Raw genomic sequence first — 23,368 nt, 5'->3', positions numbered from 1 at the left:
GGTTAGCGGGCGGGCTTGAAGGTGGGGAAGCCTAGAGAAACGGGGCTGCCGGGCACCTGGGTGGTGCCGGTTCCGCAGGAGTCGGCCTGGGCGCGGTCCCAGGCGTCACCTGCGCGGGAGCGGCGCACCGAATACTGGTCGGCTGTGGGGTCAGAAATCAGGTGAAAGGAACCTGCCTCGGTGATGGGCAGGGTCACTAGGTCGCCGGGGCGGGGTGTCTGGCAGCCTTCCGGTACGGTGAAGTGCACCAGACGCTGGTCACGGGTCCGCCCAGAAAGACGGCCAGTTTCTTCTGCCTTACGGCCGGACTCAGCGGTGACCATCAGCTCAACAGTCTTGCCCAACTGTTTGCGGTTCTCTTCCCCGGCGATGCGGTCTTGCAAGGCGGTCAGACGCTCATAGCGTTCTTGTACCACAGCCTTGGGCACCTGGTTGGGCATGGTGGCAGCCGGGGTTCCGGGGCGAATGGAGTACTGGAAGGTAAAGGCAGAGGAGAATCGGGCTTCTTCTACCACGCGCAGAGTCTCTTGGAAGTCCTCTTCGGTCTCGCCGGGGAAACCCACAATAATATCGGTGGTGATCATAGCCTCAGGGATGCGCTCACGCACCTTCTCCAAGATGCCCAAGAATTTCTTGGAACGGTAGGAGCGCTTCATGTCTTTGAGCACCTTATCGGAGCCAGATTGCAAGGGCATGTGCAGCACAGGCATGACGTTGGGGGTCTCGGCCATAGCGTCGATTACGTCGTCGGTAAACATGGCCGGGTGGGGGGAGGTGAAACGCACGCGCTCCAGCCCCTCAATTTCACCGCAGGCCCGCAGGAGTTTAGAGAAAGCCTGACGGTCGCCAAAGCCCACACCGTAGGAGTTGACGTTCTGGCCCAGTAGAGTCACCTCGATAGCGCCATCGTCAACCAGGGCCTGAACCTCAGCCAGGATCTCACCGGGGCGACGGTCTTCTTCCTTACCGCGCAGGGAGGGCACAATGCAGAAGGTGCAGGTGTTATTGCAGCCCACCGAGATAGAAACCCAGCCCGAGTACACGTGGTCGCGCTTGGTTGGCAAGGTGGAGGGGAAAACCTCAAGGGCTTCAAGCAGCTCTGCCTGGGCCTCGTTATTGTGACGGGCACGCTCCAGCAGGGCCGGCAGGGAACCAATATTGTGGGTACCGAAGACCACATCAACCCAGGGGGCCTTCTTTATAATGGCGTCCTGATCTTTCTGCGCCAGGCAGCCACCCACAGCAATCTGCATGCCCTCGTTTTCGCGCTTGAGAGGGGCGAGCTGGCCCAGGTTGCCGTAGAGCTTGTTATCGGCGTTCTCACGCACAGCGCAGGTGTTAAAAACAATGAGGTCGGGGGTGGTTCCTTCTTCTGCGGGCGCATAGCCTGAGGATTCAAGCAGACCGCTCATACGCTCAGAATCGTGGACGTTCATCTGGCAGCCGAAGGTACGCACCTCATAGGTGCGGGTCTTAGGTACAGCCACGGGCTTGTCGGTGTTCAGGTCAATACTCACCCGTACAGTCTACTAGGTTGATATTCTGGGCTCTATGCCGGTTCGCCCTTCTTCCTCATTCTTTGCATCACGTGCAGCCCAGGCTGCAAGTGCCTACTGCCCTAGCCCGGTGGAGCAGCCCGTAGATTCTCCCGCTTTTGTGCGTCTTCTGGCCGGGCTTTTGGGGCGGACGCCACACCCCGGCAGGCCCTGGAGACTTGGGTAGATACGCCCCAGCTCGCTTTCAGGGGCCTGCGCTTACTCGCAGAGAGGGAGGGGCACCGGCAGATAGCCCCGAACCCCTGCAGAAGTATGCAGGACGATACTCACTTAGCTGTAGCGATGGTAGCGGTGCAGGCAATAAGGGTAGAACAAAGCAATTGGAATGTGATTTCTCTTCCCAATCCCCCTTTTTAAGGGTGCATTGCACATCTGAGAACAATCTCAAACATCTACGACGTTCTGTTCGCCAGGTCAAAGGAGGCCAGCTAACAGAGCATGGACTAATCGATGAATAAGCTATGGTCCGATGAAGCATGGGCATAGTCGAAGGCACCGCCTCATCTACGAAGTAACCGAATATAAGAGGCGCAGTGTTCTCATCATCTACGCCTGCACAATTCATGACGGCGACCACTAGCCCTTAGATTCATCCGGTTCACGCCCAGTTAGTCGTAGTAGCTGTACCCTCCTTCATCGCTCATACCCATTTCCTGAGCGTAGCTCTCGACCTCTTCACGCACCACACTAAAAGCTAGACCTGCCGGGTAGCCCTTGCGGCCTAGCATAGCTACTAGGCGGCGCATAACCTTATCTTTCTCCGCACGGTCGCCTAGATTCATAGAGGGCCGTAGTTTTTTACGCACCAGCTCGTGGGCGTCCGCGCGCTCATCTTCTTCAGTTCTCTGCTCTAGGGCAAGCTCAGCCAGCTCACCCTCAACGCCCTTGGTCTTCAACTCCCGCCGGATAGCTGAACGCGATAGCTTCTTCACATTCATACAGGTGCGCACATACAGGTCAGCGAACTCGGCGTCATTAATAAGGTTGACCGCTTCAAAACGGGTCAGGATATCCTCAATCACCTCTGCCGAGATGTCTTTCTCAACCAGCTTTTTCTCTAGCATGGCCCGCGATTTAGGTGAAGCAGCCAATTGGTTGAGCACAATATTTTTAGCCCGCGTAAATTCGCTCTCAGGCTCTCTACTACCCCGGCCTCGTCTCTCAGGCATGGGGGTAACGCCTTGTACCAGCATCTCCTCATCGGTCACCGGCTCGTTCAAGGCTGAGCCTTCACGAAAGAGGGGCTGGGAAGGTTTACGCCGGGAGGCTTGGGCCGCCGGTGCGGACGCCGCCCCGATAGCAGGTGCGAAGGGCGAGCGGGCAGCGTATTTGGCAGGTGGCTTGCGGAACCCTTTTTTGAGGTTGGGGTTGCGGCGGCGGGTGTACTTGCTTGGGCGCTCGCCCTCACTTCTCTCACTTATGTGCCCCGCACTATGACTGCTACCGACTGCAGATGATGCTTTACCGGTGTAGGGGGTGGCTGGTCGTTCACTGGTATAGGTGCCAGACTCCCCCGGCACATCTTCGCTAAGGCCTTGGGCGGCTGGGTGCCAGGCTGGGTATTCTTCGGGGGTCAGAAAATCGGTCAGTGGGTTTTCGCTAGTCATGCTGCCCTCCTCTTTGCCTGCATCGTTTTATGGCGAAAGCCGCCACTACCTGGCATAGGCCTGGTAGTGGCGGCTATGAGCTCACTGTGGTGAGTTTAGAAGTTCTCAGAGATATCATCGAGCGGGTCAGCGGAGGTGCTGGGCTCAACCTCACCCTGCTCTTCCTCTTCACCCTCGATGATGCCAAGCTTAACCATGGTCTTGTACTTAATCTCTTCGGTCAGCTCAGGGTTGTCCTTGAGGAAGCGGCGCACATTTTCCTTACCCTGGCCCAGTTGGTCACCCTCGTAGGTGAACCAGGCACCGGACTTCTTGACCACATTGTGCTCAACAGCAAGATCAAGAATGCCACCCTCAACGGAGATTCCTTCACCGTAGAGAATATCGAACTCGGCCTGCTTGAAGGGCGGAGCCATCTTATTCTTCACGATCTTAGCGCGGGTACGGTTACCAATGGGGTTAGCACCGTCTTTGAGGGTTTCGATACGACGGATATCGATACGCACTGAGGCGTAGAACTTCAGGGCCTTACCGCCGGTAGTGGTTTCAGGGGAGCCGAAGAAGACACCGATCTTTTCACGCAGCTGGTTGATGAAGATAGCGGTGGTGTTGGTGGCAGACAGGCGACCGGTGATCTTACGCAGAGCCTGAGACATCAGACGAGCCTGTAGACCCACGTGGGAGTCACCCATTTCGCCCTCAATTTCAGCGCGGGGCACCAGGGCTGCAACCGAGTCAACTACGATAATGTCGATGGAGCCAGAGCCCACCAGCATATCCATGATTTCTAGGGCCTGCTCACCAGTATCGGGCTGGGAGACGAGCAGGGCATCAGTGTCTACACCCAGCTTGGCTGCGTAGACCGGGTCAAGGGCATGCTCAGCGTCAATGAAGGCTGCGATGCCGCCTGCCTTCTGTACGCTAGCAACAGCGTGCAAGGCCACAGTGGTCTTACCGGAGGACTCAGGGCCGTAGATTTCTACCACGCGACCGCGGGGCAAACCGCCGATACCGAGTGCGGCATCTAGCGCCAGAGCACCGGTTGAGATGGTCTCTACCTTGGCGGTTTCACGGTCGCCCAGGCGCATTACAGAGCCCTTGCCATAGTTCTTATCAATCTGAGCAAGGACGGTTTCGAGGGCCTTTTCGCGGCCTTCGGCGGGCACCTGGCCTACTGACTGCATGCGAGCTTTCGCTGCCATGTATGTTCCTCATTTCTTATCGCGGTGCGAGATTTCTTCTCTGGCTACCACGCTAATACCTAGGGCTGACACTTTAAGGGTTCAGCGCGAAGATTTTGAAAATCTGTGGATAACCCGATTATGTGTCGCGGGCTGCCAGTCGTTTGTTCACAACCCTACAGGAATTCGAACACATTTTCTATCAAGTACGAATAGTTTTCTAACTTAGGGCCGAGCCTCAACATCAGGCCCCAACTGCCTCTCCGGTGGCACATCCTGCACACGGCAGATAGCCAACCAGACCTCGCGCACGCTGGCACCGGCATCCAGAGCCTGCTGGGCCGTTAAATCACCAAAATCCCCAGGTACCAGGTCACGGGCTAGATGGCGGGCATAAACCGGCCCGAATTCATGGTCCATAGCGGCCCAAAATTCACTGAGCTTCATGATTTTCCATCCTCTAAGGTACAGGGCGCAAAGAGAGCCGAGCCCTTCTGCGGGCTCGGCTCTATCTTTTAGCCTAAAGAAGCCGATAGTTTATCGAGCTGCCATGGGGTGCTCGACGGCAGGAATATCGCGGCTTGAGGTTGCGGCGATACCGTATTCACGCTTGAACTGTTCTGAGAATTCAGCAGGTACAGTATCGGGCACCGAGAAGCCTTCTTCCACAGCCATGCGAGCTGAAACCTCAGCCAGCATAGCTGAAAGGGAGATGTCCAACGCCTGGCAGATGGATGCCAGCAGTTCTGATGAGGCTTCCTTCTGGCCGCGTTCAACTTCACTGAGGTAGCCCAGTGATACTCGGGCTGAGTGGGAAACTTCGCGGAGGGTGCGACCCTGGCGCTGGCGAACATCGCGGAGAACTTCGCCGATAGCGTGGCGGAGCAGGATTACCTTACCGGTGTCGTTGGCGGGGGCAGCGTTCTCAGTCTGACCCACATCCTTCCAACGGACCACACCGTTCACGGATACGGGCTGCTTAGTCATTTTTATACCAATCTCCTGGTTGCTCTGCTTCTGGTAGATCAGAAGCTCCTTGTGTTCAGCCTAGCGCATAAGCGCGCTTTCGTCAGCTGATCTGAAAAATATTTCGTTTACTTACGATTTTTTCATCGTTACATCTATATAACCCCACGCAACTGTGGTTTCATTCCCGGTTAGCTGAAAAATTCATCTGAAAACTTCCTGGGAGCTCACCTGCTGGTCTCTAAAATAAATTCTCTCAACAGAGTCAGAGCATCACAAGTAGCCTGGGCGCGAATCTCCCCGCGACTACCAGCGTAGTTCTTCTCCAGCACACGCACGCCCCCACTAACCGGGTGAGCCACAGCCAGATAGACGCGCCCCACCGGTTTCCCATCACAAGGTTCTGGCCCAGCAACCCCAGTAGTAGACACCCCAAAATCAGCTCCACAGACTCGGGTAGTTCCCTGCGCCATGGCAACTGCCACATCAGGGTCTACAGCCCCGCGCTCAGCCAACAAATCTGCGGGCACCCCCAAGATAGAGGCCTTAACCTCAGTGGCATAGGAGATAACACCGCCCCGATAAACAGCAGAAGCACCAGCAACAGTGCATATCATCTGCCCCACCATACCCCCAGTCAAAGACTCGGCGGTAGCCAGCTGGGTGCCAGCGTCCGCACCCAGGGCATGCTCTCCCCGGCTCAACGCCGCAGCTGTAGCCACCAAGCAGGCTGCAGCGTCCTCAAGTGCCTGAAGGCTCACCTTAGCCATAAGAACTTACTTCCCCTGGGCTGCGAAAAAATCACGGCGTAGCTGCATAGCCTTCATAACATAGTCGATACCGGTCACCACAGTCACCACCAGCGCAGCAGCCATCACCCCATAGCCAGGCCACAAGGCCCAGGAGCCAAGCTGGCCTAAGGGAAGAATCATCAGCACCAGAGCCACAGTCTGCAGCACGGTCTTCACCTTACCTCCCCGTGAAGCCGCCATCACCCCGTACTTAATCACAAACAGGCGCATGATAGTAATACCCCACTCACGTACCAAAATGACGATGGTTACCCACCACCACAGCTCCCCCAAGAGAGAAAGAACCACAAAAGCAGCACCCGTCAGCAACTTATCAGCAATAGGGTCAGCAATCTTACCGAAACTGGTAATCAAGTTGTTCTTGCGGGCCAGGTAGCCATCGAGCCAGTCAGTGACCATAGCCAGCACAAAGACGGCAACAGCCCACCAGCGCAGGCTCAGATCAGCCTCACCATGAGGGCCACCAGCCCACAGCGCCCACACAAAAAGTGGCACCATCACAATGCGTAGGGCAGTGAGCGCATTAGGCACATTCCAGTTCGAGGCGGTTGTGGTTTGCTCAGACATGGGAGTCTCCTTAGGGTCTGGCGGGTGAGTAAATTAGCGGCCGGTGAGGTTCCAGGCGTCCTCACTATCAGGGTCATCAGCCTGGTCATAGTAGTCAACAGCCTGCGGCACCCCATCATTCATGTGAGCCACAGGGTCATCACCGTAAGGGTCACTCTCAGCCGCAGCCGGGGGCTCCTCACCGCGAAGCTTAGCAAGTACCACCGGCAAATCATCGGGCTGAACCAGCACGTCACGGGCCTTAGACCCCTCAGAGGGGCCAACAACTTCGCGAGATTCGAGCAGATCCATCAGACGGCCAGCCTTAGCAAAACCCACGCGCAACTTACGCTGCAACATGGAGGTCGAACCGAACTGGGTATTGACCACCAGCTCCGCTGCCCGCAGCAGATCATCCAGGTCATCGCCAATATCATCGTCAATCTTCTTCGACGGCGCAGCAGCAATCACATCATCACGGTACACCGCAGGAGCCTGCTTCTTCACATGCTCCACGACCTCATGAATCTCAGACTCGCCCACCCAGGCACCCTGCACACGCATAGGCTTAGAAGCACCCATAGGCAAGAAGAGGGCATCACCTTGACCAATTAGCTTCTCAGCACCAGGCTGATCGAGCACCACACGAGAGTCAGTGACAGACGAGGTAGCAAAAGCCATACGAGAAGGCACATTAGCCTTAATCAGACCAGTAACCACATCAACAGAAGGACGCTGGGTAGCCAGCACCAGGTGAATACCGGCGGCACGAGCCAACTGGGTAATACGGACGATGGACTCTTCCACATCACGCGGGGCAACCATCATCAGGTCAGCCAACTCATCGACAATCACCAGCAGGTAAGGGTAGGCCTTAATCTGGCGCTTAGAACCAGGTTCTGGCTGGATCTTGCCAGCTTTGACGGCCTTATTGAAGTCATCTACATGCTTATAGCCGTAGTGGGCCAGGTCGTCGTAGCGGGCGTCCATCTCTCGCACCACCCATTGCAGGGCTTCAGCAGCCTTCTTGGGGTTAGTGATGATGGGGGTAATTAGGTGAGGAATACCCTCGTAGGCGGTGAGTTCCACGCGCTTGGGGTCCACCATAATCAGACGCACCTGGTCAGGGGTTGAACGCATCAAGATTGAGGTAATCATGGAGTTCACAAAGGATGACTTACCGGCACCGGTTGCACCTGCCACCAGCAGGTGAGGCATCTTGGCCAGGTTAGCGATAACGAAGCCGCCCTCAACGTCCTTGCCGACGCCCATGACCATGGGGTGGTCGGTTCCGTGGGCTTTAGAGGAGCGCAGCACATCGCCCAGTACCACGATTTCGCGGTCGGTATTGGGAATCTCAATACCAATAGCGCTCTTACCGGGGATAGGCGAGAGAATACGTACATCGGCAGATGCCACAGCGTAGGCAATGTTCTTTGATAGGGCGGTAACACGCTCCACCTTGGTGCCGGGGCCCAGCTCAATTTCATAGCGGGTAACAGTAGGGCCGCGTGAGAAACCGGTTACTTCAGCATCCACGTTGAACTGTTCAAGCACGTTGGTCAGGGCATCAACAACCTGTTCATTGGCTTCGGAGCTTTCCTTGGCAGGTGGGCCAGCTTCAAGCATGGACTCAGTAGGCAGGGCATAAGCACCAGTTGATGATTCAACGACTAGCTCACCGCGGGGCTGCTCAGTAGTTTCAGCAACAGTGTTATTTTGCAGGCGGGCAGGCGGACGCGCGGGGGCGGGCACCTGACCAGGGTTTGCAGCAACAGAACCAGCTGCCGAACCGGCTGCTGAGCCGGCTGTTGAAGCAGCTACTGAGCCGGCGGCAGAACTAGCGGCCCCGGTGGCTGCACCAGCAGCAGCACCGGCGAGGGTGGCCCCCAGTGAGGCGGCAGAAGCAGTAGCCTTACCGGGGCGGGGCACGGTAGGAGTGGCAGTAGCCCGGGCTGAGGCGGGGGCAGAGGTGGCAGGGGCAGGGCGCGCCGCATCGGCTTCGGGCTCAGCCCTGTAGCTACCTGCCTCTACAGGTTCGGGGCTATAGCCGTGGTCGGCGGCAGCCTGGCGGGCCTGGTCAAGACGCTGAGCGGGGGCATCGGAGAGGCTCTCGCTCTTGCCTTCTGCTGCAGTCTCTTCCTGGTTTTTCCACAGGTTTTGGTCAAAGAGCTCGGGCTGTTTCTTAGCGGCTTTCTTCTGCCGGCGGGTCTGCCGGGCAGGGGCCTCCATGTCAAAGACCTCTGTGGCAGGAGCGGTCTTCTGGGCAGGACGGCCGGGTGCAGCTACGCGTCTGACCGGGGCCGTATCAGGTTCAGGGGCATACCCTTCATCTACCACAGCGCTCTGGTAGGCTTCGTCAGCTTCATAGCGGTCAAGCCTGGTGTCCTGCTCCTTGCGGGTGCCAAAACCTAACCATCTGAGTAAGCCGCCACGTTGGCGCGGGGCAGGTGCGGGGGCGTCCTCATAGAGGTAAGAACGGTCATGCTCACCCTCAAGCACACGGGTTTTTGTCTCGTCTTGGGTGCGTGAAGTACGGGAGGGGCGCCCAGCATCGGCCACAGAACTGTGGGGTTTCTCGCCCAGCATGAGGCTATAAATGTACACAATTTTGGGCCAGATTTGGCGTAGAGGGGTGTCGGTTGCTATCAACAGGCCGGTGAGGAAAATTAGGGCAATGACTGACCATTCAAGCAGGTTGACCCCACCCACGATACGGCTTGCGGGGGTGCCAATCAGCACGCCCACGGTGCCGCCGCCGCCCCAGAATTCGTCGAAACTTGATGAGAAGGAGGGGTAGCCCGCTACCTTGGCTCCCATCATTGAGGCCGAGACCGTCATGACGGTAAAACCGATGGCGATGCGGTTATTTGCCCGCACTTCTAGCGGGTGGCGGAAGATGCGGATAGCAAAAATGAGGCACAGGATAGGAATCAGCAAAGAGCCTTGACCAAAGAGGCCGCCTACTGCAACATGCCACAGGTGCAGGGGCCACTCGTACCAGGATAGGTTTGTGGGGTCAGAGCGCCAGCCCCACCATTCCACGGCAGCAGTTAGCAGGCCGATGACCAGCACCAGTAGGGCACCGCCGTCTCGGCGTTCGTGCAGTTCAATGTCGGTGCGGAGTTCGCCCATACGGCGCACCGCACCTCCTACGGTAAAAGCTAGAGCTTGCCAGGCCCCTACTAGGGCGCGCACCAAAGCGTTACTCTCTTGAGGGGGTGCGGGGGCGATCTTACGGCTTCGACCTTGAGCGGAGGTTGAGCGACGTGAGGACGTCTTGGAGCGGCTCCCCGTGGAACGGGGGGCTGATTTACTCGATGCAGACTTTCGCTGAGCCATTCTTCCCAATACTGGTTGATGATCGGTTGCGTTTAAATAGCTTACCCGGCAGCAGGTCAAACTGCCGCCGGGTATGCTCAGAGATTGTTAGTTGCCTTCAGCTTCGGGGCTGTGAGTCTCGATAACTACGGGCACAATCATGGGCTTGCGACGCAGGCGGCGGGCTACCCAGGCGCCCATGGTGCGGCGGACAATCTGCTGCAACTGGTGGGTGGTGTGCACCTTCTCAGGTGCCCGGTGGAGGGCATCTTCCAAGGCGGAGGTAATCTTGGGGGTGATGTCGTCAAAGACGGAGTCGTTTTCGGCGATACCGCGGGCGTGAATGTCAGGGCCGGTGACCACGCGCTTGGTGGCCCGGTCAATGACGGTCACGATAGATACGAAGCCTTCTTCACCCAGTACGCGGCGGTCCTTGAGGTCATCTTCGGTCACGTGCCCAACGGACTTGCCATCGACGTAGACGTATTCGCAAGGTACCTGGCCGACAATGTCAGCGCGGCCATCGCGCAAATCTACTACAGTACCTGAGTCGCAGATGAGAACGCGGTCGCTCTTGATACCGGTTTCGATAGCCAGCTTGCCAGAGGCCAAGAGGTGTCGGACTTCACCGTGGACGGGCATGACGTTCTTAGGCTGCAGAATGTTGTAGCAGTAGAGCAGCTCACCGGCAGCGGCGTGACCTGAAACGTGAACCTTAGCGTTACCCTTGTGCACCACGTTGGCGCCCAACTTCATCAGGCCGTTGATGACGCGGTAGACAGAGGTTTCGTTACCAGGAATCAGGGAGGAGGCCAGGATGATGGTGTCACCCTTTTCTACCTGAATCTTGTGGTCGCCATTGGCCATGCGAGAAAGAGCAGCCATGGGCTCACCCTGGGAGCCGGTGCACATCATCACGATCTGTTCGGGGCGGTAATCATCAACCTTTTTGAGGTCAACCAGCACGCCCTCGGGCACCTTCAGGTAGCCCAGCTTCTCAGCGATGGTCATGTTACGGACCATGGAGCGGCCTACGAGCACGACCTTGCGGCCACGTTCAGCAGCAGCTTCAAGTACCTGCTGCACGCGGTGCACGTGAGATGAGAAGGAGGCGACGATCACGCGGCGCTTAGCATCGCGCATGACGTTGGAGATAACCGGGCCAATGTTCTTTTCGGTCGGGGTGAACCCGGGAACCTCAGCGTTGGTTGAGTCAGGTAGGAAGAGGTCGATGCCTTCTTCACCCAGGCGAGCAAAATGACGCAGGTCAGTAATACGGCCGTCCAAGGGTAGCTGGTCCATCTTGAAGTCACCGGTGTGCAGGCATTTACCGGCCTTGGTGCGGATAAAGACAGCCAGTGCGTCAGGAATGGAGTGGTTAACAGCTACGAATTCGCATTCGAAGGGGCCAAAGCGTTCCACCTGACCTTCAACAACGTCCATGGTGTAGGGCTTGATACGGTGCTCTTGCAGTTTTGCCTCAACCAGGGCCAGGGTTAGCTGAGAACCAACCAGGGGGATATCCGGGCGCAGACGCAGCAGGTAGGGCACAGCACCGATATGGTCTTCGTGGCCGTGGGTCAGTACGATAGCGACGATATCTTGCAGACGGTTCTTGATGTAGTTGAGGTCAGGCAGGATCAAATCTACGCCGGGCTGGGACTCTTCAGGGAAGAGCACGCCGCAGTCAACAACGAGTAGTTTGCCGTTGATTTCGTAGACGGTCATGTTACGGCCAACTTCACCCAGGCCACCCAGGGGCACAACGCGTAGGGTGTCCTTTTTCAGTTTGGGGGGTAGGTGCGGGCTTTCAACTATTTGCATAGTTTCTCTTTCGTTCGGTTTTCTTTTCTGAAATACGGGCAAAGCGGGCCACCCAAAATCACGGTGATTTTGGGTGGGCCCGCCAGGTGCCCGCAGTACGTTTCTTTATTTGACCAGTGTGGAGGCGATGATGGAGCCTTCAAGATCAGAGCGCATGAGAGCGATTTCTTGGTCGGTGGCACGCACATGCGGCAGGCGCACGGCAGCTGAGTCGAGGATGCCCTGCCAGGTAAGAATCTGCTTGGCAGCAACGCAACCGGGAACCCGGCTCATTGTTGCGCGGACGACCGGTGCTAAGTCTAAGTGCAGCTTCTGGGCAGTTGCCATATCGCCGGCGACGGTTGCGTCAATGAGCTGGCGGAAGTGTTCGGGGGCTACATGGGAGGTAACGCCGACCAGGCCGACTGCGCCCATGGCAAGCCAGGGCAGGGTCAGCCCGTCATCGCCTGAGTAGAATTCTAGGTCGGTGGTTTCCATGACTTCAGTTGCTGCGGCGAAGTCGGCCTTGGCGTCCTTGACTGCCACGATGTTCTCGTGGGTTGCCAGGGCACGGAATACCGCCGGGGTGATGGGGATACCTGCACGGCCGGGAATGTCATAAAGCATGACGGGGGTCTTGACCGCATCAGCGACAGCACGGAAGTGGGCCTCTAGGCCGGTCTGGGTGGGCTTGTTGTAGTAGGGGGTCACTACCAGTAGGCCATCGACGCCGACAGCTTCGGCCCGTGAGGCCAGGTGCAGGGTGTGGGCGGTGTCGTTAGAGCCAACACCGGCAACGATCTTGGTGCGGTCGCCCACAGCCTCCTTGACGGTGCGGAAAACTTTTTCGTTTTCCTCATCGGTCATGGTGGAGTATTCGCCGGTGGTACCGCACACGATCAGGCCGTCGTGGCCACGATCAACCAGTTGGGTTGCGAGCGCGGCGATGGCTTGTTCGTCAGGTTTGCCTTCTGCGGTGAAGGGGGTAACCATGGCGGTGAGCAGGCGCCCGAAGGTGGGTTCTGCTGCGGTGGGGTGCTGTGAGGTCTCAGACATATCTACTACGTTACCTTATCTGACGGGTGGGGTGGGGTGAGTTTGCTTATTTATGGCTGGGGTTTTCGGGGCGGACGCCGGTGGGCGGCTTTCGCTTAGATGGATAGATGGGCTGGGGTTTTGCCTCGGTGCAGGGCGATGGCGGTGCGCATTGCTGTGCGGGCGCGTTTTCGGTCGCCGCAGGCATCGTAAGCCAGGGAGAGGCGGAACCAGTTTTTCCAGTTGGCAGGTTCCGCTTCGGTGGCTGCTGCGATGTGGGTGAATTGTGCATCGGCTGCGGCGCGGTCGATACGGCCTGCTTTGGTGCGGGGCAGGGTGTCTTCAGGCAGAGCGTCTTGGGGCTGAGTGTCTTGGGGCTGAGTGTCTTGGGGCTGAGTGTCTTGGGGCTGAGTGTCTTGGGGCAGGGTGTCTTCGGGCAGTTCTGCTTCTGCGGCTAGTTCTTGGCCTAGGGCCTGGGTGCGGGAGCCAAAGATGATTTCTCGCACCATAGCCCAGGTGCCCAGGATAGGAAGGACAATCAACGCTGCCCCCAGCAGGGCCCCTAGGGCTCCGGCGTTCTGGAGGAAGATGATACCTCGCTGGAAGGTGAGCAGCAGGTAGAGGCTCAGCACTACGGTCACAAGGGCGGCGTAGATACGCCCGTGCCCACCGGCGTCCACTGCGATAAATACCGCGCAGAAAACACCTACGGCCAGGAGGAAGAGGCGGGTTCCTACTGGTAGGGGCAGTATGAGCACAGTAAGGGCGGCCAGGGCTACTGCCCCGGCGGTGAAAGCGCGCAGCGAGGTCATGGGGGTTAGTCCAGGTTGAGGTAGCGGTCAAGGCCTACGGTGAGGCCGGGGTGCTGTTCAACCTGGCGCACGCCCAGGAGCACGCCGGGCATGAAGCTGGTGCGGTCAAAAGAATCGTGGCGGATAACCAGCTGCTGGCCGGCGTCCCCCAGCAGGATTTCCTGGTGGGCAGTGAGCCCGCGCAGGCGGACGGCGTGGACGTTGACGCCATTGACTTTGGCCCCGCGTGAGCCGCCTTCATCGGTTTCGGTGGCATCGGGTGAGACCGGCACCCCAGCTTCGGCACGGGCTGCCGCAATTTTGTTGGCGGTGTGCACGGCAGTACCTGAGGGGGCATCAACCTTATTGGGGTGGTGCATCTCAATTACTTCAACCGATTCAAAGAACTTAGCTGCTTTAGCTGCGAACTCGGTAGCCAGGATGGAGCCGATGGCAAAGTTAGGGGCAATGAGCACACCTACCTGGGGGTGCTCAGCCAGCAGGGCTTTGAGGGAGGCCAGGCGCTCTTCGTTCCAGCCGGTGGTGCCCACCACCGCGTGAATACCGTGTTCAACAGCGAAGCGGACGTTAGCTTCAGTAGCGGAAGGAACGGTCAGGTCAATCATGACCTCAGCGCCGTATTCAACCAGCAATTCTAGGGAGTCCCCGTTGCCTAGAGCCGCGACAAGGTCCATGTCTTCTGCGGTGTTGACTGCTTTAACAGCCTCGGACCCCATACGGCCAGCAGCGCCGATAACAGCGACCTTCCAAATCTTGCTCATGCCTCTATATACCCCTTAGTTAGTTGATAGTATTGGGTGCCAGTTGGCACCTGGTGGCTCTTACTGATAGGTGCAGTACCGGTTGTGCAGGTATCGCATCAAGATGCCACCTCACACTACTCTAGCGAAGAGGGTAGCCTCCTTGCACCCTCCTGGTGTGCCCAGCGTCCTATCAGATGTGCTGGCGGACGGGGGCAGGGCAGGTGTTTCGGTCAGGGGGAAAGATTATGGCCTGCCTGGCGCAAATTTTCCCGGCGGGTGCGACATAAGAAATCCTGGTCAGCTCTTACACTAGAAAGGTGCGCCTGCGCTCCACCCCCCCACCGACTCACCGACTCAAAGGAACTATGAAAGACGATCACGTTTTTTACTCCGCTGTGCACCCCCATGAGGGGCAGCGACGTTTTATCCTGCAAGGTCTTGACGGTGTGCGTGCGCTCGCGGTGGCCTTGGTGCTGGTCTACCATTTTTGGCCTCAGTTCCTGCCCGGAGGCATGATTGGTGTTGATATTTTCTTCGTCATTTCGGGTTATCTGATTACCTCCCTCTTATTGCGGGAGGGCGCCTACACCGGCAAGATGGACATTGTTTCCTTCTGGGTGCGGCGTCTACGCCGCCTGGTGCCGGCCTTTGCCCTACTTACCCTGGTGGTTGGGTCTTTGGCCCTGGTGGTCGGTGGTGATGCCCAGGTCGGTTTGGGCCGTCAGATTGTGGGTGCTTTTACCTACTCTTCGAACTGGTTGCTGATTTGGGCTGGTAACGACTATTTCACGCAGACTTCCCCTGAGCTTATGACTAATTTCTGGTCGTTAGCGGTAGAAGAGCAGTTCTACCTCTTCTGGCCTGTGGTCTTGGTTTTTGTCTTCATGTTTATCGCTAAGTGGTGGCAGCGGGCCCTCGTACCGGCCATTTTGGGCTTATTTTCCCTCCTTTTGGCTGTGGTTTTAGGTTTCTTTGGGGTCTCTACTGCCCGCCTCTACTACGGTACTGATACCCACCTTTACGGGCTGATGCTGGGTGTACTGCTGGCTATGATGATTCCTTGGTCCATGTACCCACCTGCTGACCCCCGTCTCTACCCCCTGGTGGGCTACGGTAACGGCATCTGGGGCTGGGTGCGCCAGCTTACCGGCTGGGTATGTCTTATTGCTCTTCTTCCTTTTGCGCTCGTTCTCTCAGATCAGAGCACCTGGCTAATGCCCTGGGGTCTGCTGGTAGGGTCCGCCTTGGGTATGGGCATTATTCAGGCTCTACTTCCGGACGTCCGTGGCGGCACCTCTGGGCTTTTTAGGGCGCTGCTATCTTTAGCTCCTCTGCGCTGGGTGGGCCAACGCTCCTACGGCATCTACCTGTGGCATTGGCCGCTGATGGTACTGGCCCACTATGCTTTTGGTGCTACCCGCTCCCCCTGGGTGAACGTGGCGGTACTGCTCCTGACCCTTGCTGTGGCAGGCTTGTCGTACATATATGTGGAGCAGCCCGTGCGTAAGTTGGGCTTCCGCGGGGCGCTCTCTATCTGGTTCTCAGCCATGCTGGCACCTGCTGGCCGTGCCCTACCGGTGGGCGCAGCTCTCCTAGCTGGGGTAGCCCTCATTGCCACTGTCTTTGCTGTGCGTACCGCCCCCACTATGACCCAGGCAGAAGCGGTAGTAGCTGCTGGCGCTCAGTATTCGCAGGCGTCCGCACCGGCTCCCCAGCCCAGCACACTTGCCCCCAGCGCATCCGCTGAACCCAGTACATCAGCTGAACCGGCCGAAAGCGGGCACCCCTCCCCCACAGCCACTGCGCCTCTCACACCGGCTGATATTGACGGCTCGCAGGTGACGATTATAGGTGACTCGGTTACGCTAGCGTCCTCCGGTGCCCTAGGCGAGGCCCTACCCCAGGCCCTGGTCAATGCAGAGGTCTCCCGCACTAGCGCAGCTGCCCTACCCGTCGTTGATCAGATGTTAGAGGCAGGGCAGGTACGCCAGGTGCTGGTCTTCTCCGTAACAGCTAACTCCACTTTCAGCTTTGAGCAGCTAGAAGGCCTCAAGGCCGCAGTCTCCCCTAAGGGTGAACGCAAGATTGTGCTGGTGACCGGTGTGGGCCCAGCCAACCTGACCTGGATTGAGCCGTCTAACCAGGTGATTCGTGAGTTCGCCGAGCAAAACCCCGGCACGGTTTTTATTGCCGACTGGCAGGCCGCCGCCAAGGGCCACCCCGAATACCTGGTCTCTGACGGAGTACACCCTCAGAATGAGGGTCTAACCGTCTACGCCCAGACTGTCAAGGACGCGGTAGCCAAGGCCCTGACCGAGTAAAACAGCTATCAGCAAAGAAGCAGGGGCACCCCTCATTGGCGGGTGCCCCTGCTTCTTTTTATTTAACGAGGGTAGTGACCCAGTCTTGGTCTGCCAGATAGCGGGCTAGCTCATTGACCTGCTCTGCAGTGACCGACCGGACTCCCTCAAGAAGTTCGTCAATGGACAGGAACTTACCTGAGTCGAGCTCTGCCCGGCCCAGACGGCTCATACGGGAACCAGCGTCCTCACTGCCTAAGACGGTAGCGCCGCCAAGCTGCCCCACAACCTTCTCAAGCTCTTCCTGCGTGATACCGTCCTGCACAAAATCTTTGAAGGTAGCGCGCATCAGCTCGGCAACCTGCTCCGCCTTAGCCGGCAGGCAACCGGCGTACATACCGAAGTAGCCAGCGTCTGAGTAAGCGCCGGTAAAAGAGAAGGTCGAATAAGCCAGACCGCGTTTCTCACGAATTTCTTGGAAGAGGCGAGAAGACATGCCCCCACCCAAGGCAGAGTTGAGCACACTCATAGCGTAGCGGCGCTCGTCCCCAGCAATGAGACCGGGGCAGCCCATCACAATATTGGTCTGTTCAAAGCCCTTTTCCAGGGTTTTTTCGCGGGCACCAGGTACAACCTCACTCTGCTGGCGGATACGGCGCGGGGCAGGAAGTGCTCCCTCAATCAGATTCCAGCCGCGGTTGGCCAGCGATTCAAGCACCAGGTTGACGATCTCAGCGTGGTTGAGGCTACCGGCTGCTGAGACCACCAGACGGTCAGGGGTGTAGAACTTCTTGTAGTGCTCCCACACCTTATTGCGGGCAACATCGGTAATTTCTTGCGGGGTACCACCAATGGGGCGGCCCAGTGGATTACTGCCCATGAGCTGCTCAATAAAGGACTCAAAGGCAACATCGGTGGGGTCATCCTGATCCATGGCGATTTCTTCGAGGATAACGCCGCGTTCTTGTTCAAGTAGGGCAGAGTCAAGCTTGGCACCGGTCACCATATCTGCAATCACGTCGATGGCCATGGCTGTATCTTCATCAAGCACACGGGCGTAGTAGCAGGTGTGCTCTTTGGCGGTGAGGGCGTTGGATTCGCCGCCTACCCGGTCAAAGGCATGAGCAATATCGAGGGCGCTACGGCTCTCGGTGCCCTTGAAGAGTAGGTGTTCAAGGAAGTGAGTAGAGCCTAGCATGCCAGGCTCTTCGTCGCGGGAGCCTACGCCCACCCAGAAACCGATGGAGACACTGCGTTGGGAGGGCATGCGCTCGGTGATAACGCGGACGCCGCCCGGCAGCACAGACCGGCGAACTTCGTTACCGCCTCCACCAGCGTAGATGAGGCGGCCGTTGCGGTAATTGAGCTCGTCGGTGAGGTCTGCGGTTTCAAGGGGTAGAAGGACGGGCATATCAGTCATGTCTTTCTTCTAGAGAAAATAAGGGTTTAGAGACGTCAGAGGGGGCAGACACCTGGTGCCTGCCCCCTCTATCTGCTTCCTACTGTAGAAGCTATGGAGAGCTTATTTACTCTTCGTCGCCACTCTCATCTTCAGCAACCACAGGTACCAGTGACAGCTTGCCGCGGTCGTCAATCTTGGAGATCTCGACCTGGACCTTCTGGCCAACCCCGACGACGTCCTCAACATCATCGACGCGCTTGCCGTCGTTGAGCTTACGCAGCTCGGAGATGTGCAGCAGGCCATCCTTACCGGGGGTCAGTGAGACGAAAGCGCCGAAGGTAGTAGTCTTCACAACGGTGCCCAGGTAGCGTTCACCGATTTCGGGGACCTGCGGGTTAGCAATCGCGTTGATTGCTGAGCGGGCTGCTTCGGCTGAGGGGCCGTCGGTAGCGCCAATGTAGACGGTGCCGTCATCCTCGATAGAGATGTCGGTGCCGGTATCTTCCTGAATCTGGTTAATCATCTTGCCCTTAGGCCCGATAACTTCACCGATCTTGGCAACCGGTACCTGCACGGAGATAACGCGCGGTGCGTAGTCGCTCATCTCATCGGGGGCATCAATTGCTGCATTGATGACCTCAAGGATGTGCAGGCGGGCTTCGCGGGCCTGAGTCAGGGCGCTTGCCAGAACAGAGGCAGGAATACCATCAAGCTTGGTGTCCAGCTGGATAGCGGTGACGAACTCGGAGGTACCTGCGACCTTGAAGTCCATATCGCCCAGGGCGTCCTCAGCACCGAGAATGTCGGTCAGAGCTGCGTAGCGGGTTTCGCCGTCAACCTCATCAGAGACAAGGCCCATGGCGATACCGGCAACAGGTGCGCGCAGGGGCACACCGGCGTTCAGCAAGGAGAGGGTGGAGGCACAGACTGAACCCATGGAGGTTGAGCCGTTGGACCCCAGGGCCTCTGAGACCTGGCGGATAGCGTAGGGGAATTCCTCACGGGAAGGCAGAACCGGGGTGAGGGCGCGCTCAGCAAGGGCACCGTGGCCGATTTCGCGGCGCTTAGGTGAGCCAACGCGACCGGTCTCACCGGTTGAGTAGGGCGGGAAGTTGTAGTGGTGGATGTAGCGCTTGGACTTGACCGGGTAGAGGGAGTCTAGCTGCTGCTCCATCTTGAGCATGTTCAAGGTGGTGACACCCATAATCTGGGTTTCGCCGCGCTCGAAGATAGCGGAACCGTGAACGCGAGGCAGTACCTCAACCTCAGCGGTGAGCTGGCGGATATCGGTCAGGCCACGGCCGTCAATACGAACCTGCTCGGTCAGGATGCGCTGACGCACAACGTGCTTGGTCAGGGCGTTGAAAGCTGCGTTGACTTCGTCCTCGCGGCCCTCAAATTCCTTGCCTTCAGCGGCGAGCGCTTCAACGATTTCCTGCTGCAGGTCAGCGGAGGCGGTTTCGCGGTCCTGCTTACCGGCGATGGAGTAGACCTCAACGATCTTGGGCTCAAAAGCCTTGACTGCTTCATCTACATCTGCGGCACGTTCACCGAAGATGGGCAGTTCCAGGGCGGGCTTGCCGGCGCGTTCTGCCAGGTCGGCCTGGGCCTTGCAGAGGGCGGCGATGAAGGGCTTAGCAGCCTCTAGGCCTTCGGCTACGACATCTTCGGTCGGTGCGGAGGCGCCGTCTTCCTTGATGAGCTTCCAGGAGTTGTCGGTAGCTTCTGCCTCGACCATCATGATGGCTACGTCTTCGGTGCCGTCTGCCTTGGTCACAACGCGACCGGCTACTGCCATATCGAAGACAGCCTTCTCGAGCTGGGAGTGCTTGGGGAAGGCAACCCACTGGCCGTCAATCAGGGCTACGCGCACGCCGCCGACGGGGCCTGCGAAGGGGGCACCTGAGAGGGTGGTGGAGCAGGAGGCTGCGTTGATGGCGACGGTGTTGTAGATTTCATCGGGCTCAACGGTGAGTACGGTGACAACGACCTGAACCTCGTTGCGGATGCCCTTTTTGAAGGCAGGACGCAGGGGGCGGTCGATGAGACGTGCAGCTAGGATTGCTTCGGTTGAGGGGCGGCCTTCGCGGCGGAAGAAGGAGCCGGGGATTTTGCCGGCTGCGTACATGCGTTCTTCAACGTCTACGGTCAGGGGGAAGAAGTCGAAGCCGTCACGGGGGCTCTTGCCGATGGCGGTGGCTGAGAGCAAGGTGGTGTCGTCGTCGATGGTGACCAGGGCAGAGCCTGCGGCCTGCTTGGCTAGGCGGCCAGTTTCGAAGCGTACTACGCGCTTACCGAACTTGCCGTTGTCAATGATTGCTTCTGCAAACTGAATTTCGGGACCTTCCAAGGTTCCTCCATTTCTCTTGTCTGCGCCGCGTCTTCGGTCATCGATTGAGGCTCACAGACCCCGCCTGTGGGGTTTTCTGTAAACCGCTACCGAGGACCGTCAAAGCACGCGGCGACTTATTCTGTTATTTGGGGGGGGTGGTAGGTGTGGGTGAGGGCGTCACCTTTGACCAGCGGCATCAGGCTTATGCTAAGCCGGGTGCGCGGGTGCAGGTGCCGCCCTCACGCTCACAAACCTTGTGTTATCGGCGGATACCGAGACGCTCAATGAGGGCGCGGTAACGCTCGATGTCGACGCTCTTGAGGTAGCCGAGCAGGTTGCGGCGGCGACCAACGAGAATCATCAGACCACGACGTGAGTGGTGGTCGTGCTTGTGGAACTTGAGGTGTTCGGTCAGGTCGGTGATACGACGAGTCAGAACTGCAACCTGAACCTCGGGTGAACCGGTGTCACCTTCGTGGGTTGCGTATTCCTTCATGATGTCCTGCTTGATCTTGGGATCAAGAGCCATGGTGTAACTCCTAGAGTTAGTGCCGTGTGCGGCCCGGTCAACATTTTTGCTGCCGGGTTGAGGGCCAGGACGCCGGTAGGTGACTTAGCCTCTGCAGGGAACTGCCACGGACTGCAGTTACATGCATCAACAACTCTACCGCACAAGCCTGCTAGCGGGAAGAGAGCCCGGCGGTAGCTTGGCTCACCTGCCCTTCTTCCCTACCCCGCAGTTACAGGTCTACCCTCGCTACTGAATCAGCCTATGTTGAGTAGATTACTGAGCAGGTAGCTATTGAGCTTCGAGCCTGGGAGAATGGAAACCATGCAAAAGCCTGAAAATTTTGAGAAGCAAAAGACAAACGTTGAATCCTTCGACCTCGACCACACCGCTGTGGCCGCCCCATACGTGCGCGTAGCAGCCCGTAAGACCCTGCCGGGGGGCGACGTCCTCGTTAAGTACGATGTGCGTTTCGCCCAGCCCAACAAGGAGCACCTGGGCATGAAAGCTATTCACTCTATTGAGCACATGACCGCCCACCACATGCGTAACCACACCGACGCCCTGGTCGATTTTTCTCCCATGGGCTGCCAGACCGGTTTCTACGCCCTCACTCTAGGCCTTGAACCTGCCGAGTTCATGCAGGTGCTTGAAGCCACCATGAAGGACCTGCTTGAAGCTGATGAAGTCCCGGCAGCTAACGCGGTGCAGTGCGGTTGGGGCGCCAACCACTCCCTGGAAGAAGCCCAGGCTGCGGTGCGTACCTTCTTAAAGAAAAAGGACGAGTGGGAGCAGGTGATGGCCTAATGTCAGCTTTCGCACTTCCCGCTGGCTTTGAGAACGCTGCCATCGTTCAAGTAGCGATGGATGTAGAAGCAGCCCCCTTCCTGGAGAAGACAGAACCTGCCGGTGAAGCCTACGCCCTGGGCGAAGCCCTCTTCTACCCCCGAGTATTAGCTACCGGCACTGATGAGCTAAAAATCCTGCTGGTGCGCTCACAGATTGGCCTGGTCAATGCGGCCACCGCCCTCTCTGTTGCCCTGGCCCTAGTACCGATCCCGCGCGTGATCGTATCAGCCGGTACCGCCGGTGGCCTACGCGCCGACGTCAATGTGGGAGATCTAGCTATCGGCACTCACTACACCTACACCGACGCGGACGCCACCGCCTTCGGCTACGAGTTCGGGCAGGTCCCTGGCATGCCCGCAAGCTACAGCACCGACCCGGCCCTAGGTGATAAAGCCCGCACCGCAGCAGCAGCCTACACCGGCGAAGGCAGTGCCCTCTTCGGGCAGATGCTAGCCGGTGGGTCCTTCGTCACCGCCCATAACGTCAAAGACACCCGGCAGCTCTTCCCCCAGGCTATCTCCACCGACATGGAAACCACCGCCCTGGCCCAGATTAGCTCCAGCCGCTCCCTGCCCTTCATCGCAGTACGCGGCATCTCTGACCTATGCGGCCCAGCCGCCGATCAGGACTTCCACATGGACGCCCCCATCGTCGCCCAACGAAGCGCAACCCTCGTGCTAGATCTGCTCACCCGCTAACCGGCGTCCGCACCGCACCACCTGAGAGGAAAACCAATGCAAACCCACACCCTACGCGACGGCAACACCATCCCACTCCTAGGTCTAGGCACCTACCCGCTCAATAATGTAGAGGCCGAAGCCGCGGTATCTGAGGCCATCATCCGCGGCTACCGCCTCATTGATACCGCCGTGAACTACGAGAACGAGCCAGGTGTTGCCCGCGGCGTGCTACGCTCAGGCACCCCACGCGACGAAGTCTTTGTGCAGTCCAAGGTACCCGGCCGCGACCACGGCTACGAGGCCACCCTACGCTCCCTTGAAGGCACCTTGAACCGTATGGGCTTTAGCTACCTGGACGCCTACCTGATTCACTGGCCCAACCCCTCCCAGGGGCTCTACGTCGATACCTGGCGGGCCCTCATCAAAGCCCAAGAAGAAGGGCTAGTCAAATCTATTGGCGTCTCTAACTTCCTGCCCGAACACATTGACCGCCTGATTGAAGAAACCGGCGTCACCCCCGCCATCAACCAGATTGAGCTGCACCCCTACTCCCAGAAGCAGGACTGGGCAGCCTACAACCTCGACCACGCCATTCTCACCCAGTGCTGGTCACCCCTGGGCCGCAAAACCGACCTGCTCAAGGACGCCGCCCTAGAGGCTATCGCAACCGAAACCGGCAAGAGCGTAGCCCAGGTAATCCTGCGCTGGGAGGTTCAGAAGAACCTGGTGCCCCTGCCCAAGAGCTCTCACGCCCTGCGCATGGAAGAAAACCTGGCCGTCTTCGACTGGGAACTCACCGACGAGCAGGTTGAGCGTATCGACGCCCTAGAATCTGGGGTGGGCCGCGACTTCGACCCCAACACCCACGAAGAGATGTAGGAGAAGGTAAAGAAGTTCCCGGAATAAGAGTTCTTA

19 protein-coding genes are annotated in these 23,368 nt (G+C 58.3%); 4 read left to right on the top strand and 15 right to left on the bottom strand.

Translation table 11 applies throughout. The annotated features are described in order from the left end of the window. Positions 1-2: 2 nt before the first annotated feature. The 12 genes from miaB to dapB all read right to left on the bottom strand — a co-directional run bounded on the left by miaB (position 3) and on the right by dapB (position 14,400). The gene (gene miaB, locus ACEE09_RS02695) at positions 3-1,517 is read right to left on the bottom strand and encodes a tRNA (N6-isopentenyl adenosine(37)-C2)-methylthiotransferase MiaB (protein WP_449081838.1); all 1,515 of its coding nucleotides are present in this window, start codon (positions 1,515-1,517) and stop codon (positions 3-5) included. Positions 1,518-2,164: 647 nt separating this feature from the next. Then, complete coding sequence (locus ACEE09_RS02690) at positions 2,165-3,163, bottom strand: regulatory protein RecX (RefSeq protein ID WP_449081836.1); 999 nt, start codon at positions 3,161-3,163, stop codon at positions 2,165-2,167. Between the two features lie 95 nt (positions 3,164-3,258). Next, the gene (gene recA, locus ACEE09_RS02685; protein ID WP_449081834.1) at positions 3,259-4,365 is read right to left on the bottom strand and encodes a recombinase RecA; all 1,107 of its coding nucleotides are present in this window, start codon (positions 4,363-4,365) and stop codon (positions 3,259-3,261) included. Between the two features lie 204 nt (positions 4,366-4,569). Beyond that, positions 4,570-4,791, bottom strand: a complete 222-nt coding sequence (locus tag ACEE09_RS02680; RefSeq protein WP_449081832.1) for a DUF3046 domain-containing protein — start codon at positions 4,789-4,791, stop codon at positions 4,570-4,572. Between the two features lie 90 nt (positions 4,792-4,881). After that, entirely contained in the window at positions 4,882-5,331 is a 450-nt protein-coding gene (locus ACEE09_RS02675) for a helix-turn-helix domain-containing protein (RefSeq protein WP_449081830.1), read from the bottom strand. 206 nt (positions 5,332-5,537) lie between these two features. Then, complete coding sequence (locus tag ACEE09_RS02670) at positions 5,538-6,080, bottom strand: CinA family protein (RefSeq protein WP_449081829.1); 543 nt, start codon at positions 6,078-6,080, stop codon at positions 5,538-5,540. A 6-nt stretch (positions 6,081-6,086) separates the two neighbouring features. Then, complete coding sequence (gene pgsA / locus ACEE09_RS02665; RefSeq protein ID WP_449081827.1) at positions 6,087-6,689, bottom strand: CDP-diacylglycerol--glycerol-3-phosphate 3-phosphatidyltransferase; 603 nt, start codon at positions 6,687-6,689, stop codon at positions 6,087-6,089. Positions 6,690-6,722: 33 nt separating this feature from the next. Continuing rightward, on the bottom strand, positions 6,723-10,010 hold the full coding sequence (locus tag ACEE09_RS02660; protein WP_449081825.1) for a DNA translocase FtsK: 3,288 nt from the start codon (positions 10,008-10,010) through the stop codon (positions 6,723-6,725). 87 nt (positions 10,011-10,097) lie between these two features. Next, positions 10,098-11,813, bottom strand: a complete 1,716-nt coding sequence (locus ACEE09_RS02655; protein WP_449081823.1) for a ribonuclease J — start codon at positions 11,811-11,813, stop codon at positions 10,098-10,100. Between the two features lie 105 nt (positions 11,814-11,918). Beyond that, entirely contained in the window at positions 11,919-12,848 is a 930-nt protein-coding gene (dapA, locus tag ACEE09_RS02650) for a 4-hydroxy-tetrahydrodipicolinate synthase (protein ID WP_449081821.1), read from the bottom strand. 95 nt (positions 12,849-12,943) lie between these two features. Then, positions 12,944-13,639: a hypothetical protein gene (locus ACEE09_RS02645; RefSeq protein ID WP_449081820.1), complete on the bottom strand. Its 696-nt coding sequence runs from the start codon at positions 13,637-13,639 to the stop codon at positions 12,944-12,946. Between the two features lie 5 nt (positions 13,640-13,644). Beyond that, a complete protein-coding gene (gene dapB / locus ACEE09_RS02640; protein ID WP_449081819.1) occupies positions 13,645-14,400 on the bottom strand; it encodes a 4-hydroxy-tetrahydrodipicolinate reductase in 756 nt (251 codons plus the stop codon). Between the two features lie 347 nt (positions 14,401-14,747). Here dapB and ACEE09_RS02635 point away from each other — a divergent pair, with 347 nt between their 5' ends. Beyond that, positions 14,748-16,703, top strand: coding sequence for an acyltransferase family protein (locus ACEE09_RS02635; RefSeq protein ID WP_449081817.1), 1,956 nt, complete (start codon positions 14,748-14,750; stop codon positions 16,701-16,703). Between the two features lie 58 nt (positions 16,704-16,761). Here ACEE09_RS02635 and ACEE09_RS02630 read toward each other — a convergent pair whose 3' ends face one another. The 3 genes from ACEE09_RS02630 to rpsO form a co-directional block, all read right to left on the bottom strand. Beyond that, positions 16,762-18,093 (bottom strand): M16 family metallopeptidase, encoded by a 1,332-nt coding sequence (locus tag ACEE09_RS02630; protein ID WP_449081914.1) that lies wholly within the window; start codon positions 18,091-18,093, stop codon positions 16,762-16,764. A gap of 115 nt (positions 18,094-18,208) precedes the next feature. Further along, the gene (locus tag ACEE09_RS02625; protein ID WP_449081815.1) at positions 18,209-20,434 is read right to left on the bottom strand and encodes a polyribonucleotide nucleotidyltransferase; all 2,226 of its coding nucleotides are present in this window, start codon (positions 20,432-20,434) and stop codon (positions 18,209-18,211) included. A 241-nt stretch (positions 20,435-20,675) separates the two neighbouring features. Then, entirely contained in the window at positions 20,676-20,945 is a 270-nt protein-coding gene (gene rpsO / locus ACEE09_RS02620; RefSeq protein ID WP_449081813.1) for a 30S ribosomal protein S15, read from the bottom strand. A 303-nt stretch (positions 20,946-21,248) separates the two neighbouring features. On the opposite strand from rpsO, the gene ACEE09_RS02615 reads away from it, so the two are divergent. Genes ACEE09_RS02615 through ACEE09_RS02605 form a run of 3 tightly spaced genes read left to right on the top strand, consistent with a single transcriptional unit; the run spans position 21,249 to position 23,332 of the window. Beyond that, complete coding sequence (locus ACEE09_RS02615) at positions 21,249-21,731, top strand: S-ribosylhomocysteine lyase (protein ID WP_449081811.1); 483 nt, start codon at positions 21,249-21,251, stop codon at positions 21,729-21,731. Next, on the top strand, positions 21,731-22,471 hold the full coding sequence (mtnN, locus tag ACEE09_RS02610) for a 5'-methylthioadenosine/S-adenosylhomocysteine nucleosidase (RefSeq protein ID WP_449081809.1): 741 nt from the start codon (positions 21,731-21,733) through the stop codon (positions 22,469-22,471). The genes ACEE09_RS02615 and mtnN overlap by 1 nt, the downstream gene beginning before the upstream one ends. A gap of 36 nt (positions 22,472-22,507) precedes the next feature. Next, entirely contained in the window at positions 22,508-23,332 is an 825-nt protein-coding gene (locus ACEE09_RS02605) for an aldo/keto reductase (RefSeq protein WP_449081807.1), read from the top strand. The last annotated feature ends 36 nt before the right edge of the window (positions 23,333-23,368 follow it).

The organism is Rothia sp. 88186D007BW, assembly GCF_053544215.1.
The sequence above is the reverse complement of the archived record's forward strand: the minus strand, read 5'-3'. Positions and strand labels throughout refer to the sequence as shown.

What these genes read in the sequence shown, in the direction of transcription:
- ACEE09_RS02660 (WP_449081825.1), bottom strand. Translation starts at nt 10,010, where the DNA reads ATGGCTCAGCGAAAGTCTGCATCGAGTAAATCAGCCCCCCGTTCCACG.
- mtnN (WP_449081809.1), top strand. Translation starts at nt 21,731, where the DNA reads ATGTCAGCTTTCGCACTTCCCGCTGGCTTTGAGAACGCTGCCATCGTT.
- rpsO (WP_449081813.1), bottom strand. Translation starts at nt 20,945, where the DNA reads ATGGCTCTTGATCCCAAGATCAAGCAGGACATCATGAAGGAATACGCA.
- ACEE09_RS02645 (WP_449081820.1), bottom strand. Translation starts at nt 13,639, where the DNA reads ATGACCTCGCTGCGCGCTTTCACCGCCGGGGCAGTAGCCCTGGCCGCC.
- dapA (WP_449081821.1), bottom strand. Translation starts at nt 12,848, where the DNA reads ATGTCTGAGACCTCACAGCACCCCACCGCAGCAGAACCCACCTTCGGG.
- pgsA (WP_449081827.1), bottom strand. Translation starts at nt 6,689, where the DNA reads ATGTCTGAGCAAACCACAACCGCCTCGAACTGGAATGTGCCTAATGCG.
- ACEE09_RS02690 (WP_449081836.1), bottom strand. Translation starts at nt 3,163, where the DNA reads ATGACTAGCGAAAACCCACTGACCGATTTTCTGACCCCCGAAGAATAC.
- ACEE09_RS02635 (WP_449081817.1), top strand. Translation starts at nt 14,748, where the DNA reads ATGAAAGACGATCACGTTTTTTACTCCGCTGTGCACCCCCATGAGGGG.
- ACEE09_RS02655 (WP_449081823.1), bottom strand. Translation starts at nt 11,813, where the DNA reads ATGCAAATAGTTGAAAGCCCGCACCTACCCCCCAAACTGAAAAAGGAC.
- ACEE09_RS02675 (WP_449081830.1), bottom strand. Translation starts at nt 5,331, where the DNA reads ATGACTAAGCAGCCCGTATCCGTGAACGGTGTGGTCCGTTGGAAGGAT.
- ACEE09_RS02670 (WP_449081829.1), bottom strand. Translation starts at nt 6,080, where the DNA reads ATGGCTAAGGTGAGCCTTCAGGCACTTGAGGACGCTGCAGCCTGCTTG.
- recA (WP_449081834.1), bottom strand. Translation starts at nt 4,365, where the DNA reads ATGGCAGCGAAAGCTCGCATGCAGTCAGTAGGCCAGGTGCCCGCCGAA.
- ACEE09_RS02680 (WP_449081832.1), bottom strand. Translation starts at nt 4,791, where the DNA reads ATGAAGCTCAGTGAATTTTGGGCCGCTATGGACCATGAATTCGGGCCG.
- ACEE09_RS02605 (WP_449081807.1), top strand. Translation starts at nt 22,508, where the DNA reads ATGCAAACCCACACCCTACGCGACGGCAACACCATCCCACTCCTAGGT.
- ACEE09_RS02615 (WP_449081811.1), top strand. Translation starts at nt 21,249, where the DNA reads ATGCAAAAGCCTGAAAATTTTGAGAAGCAAAAGACAAACGTTGAATCC.
- dapB (WP_449081819.1), bottom strand. Translation starts at nt 14,400, where the DNA reads ATGAGCAAGATTTGGAAGGTCGCTGTTATCGGCGCTGCTGGCCGTATG.
- ACEE09_RS02630 (WP_449081914.1), bottom strand. Translation starts at nt 18,093, where the DNA reads ATGCCCGTCCTTCTACCCCTTGAAACCGCAGACCTCACCGACGAGCTC.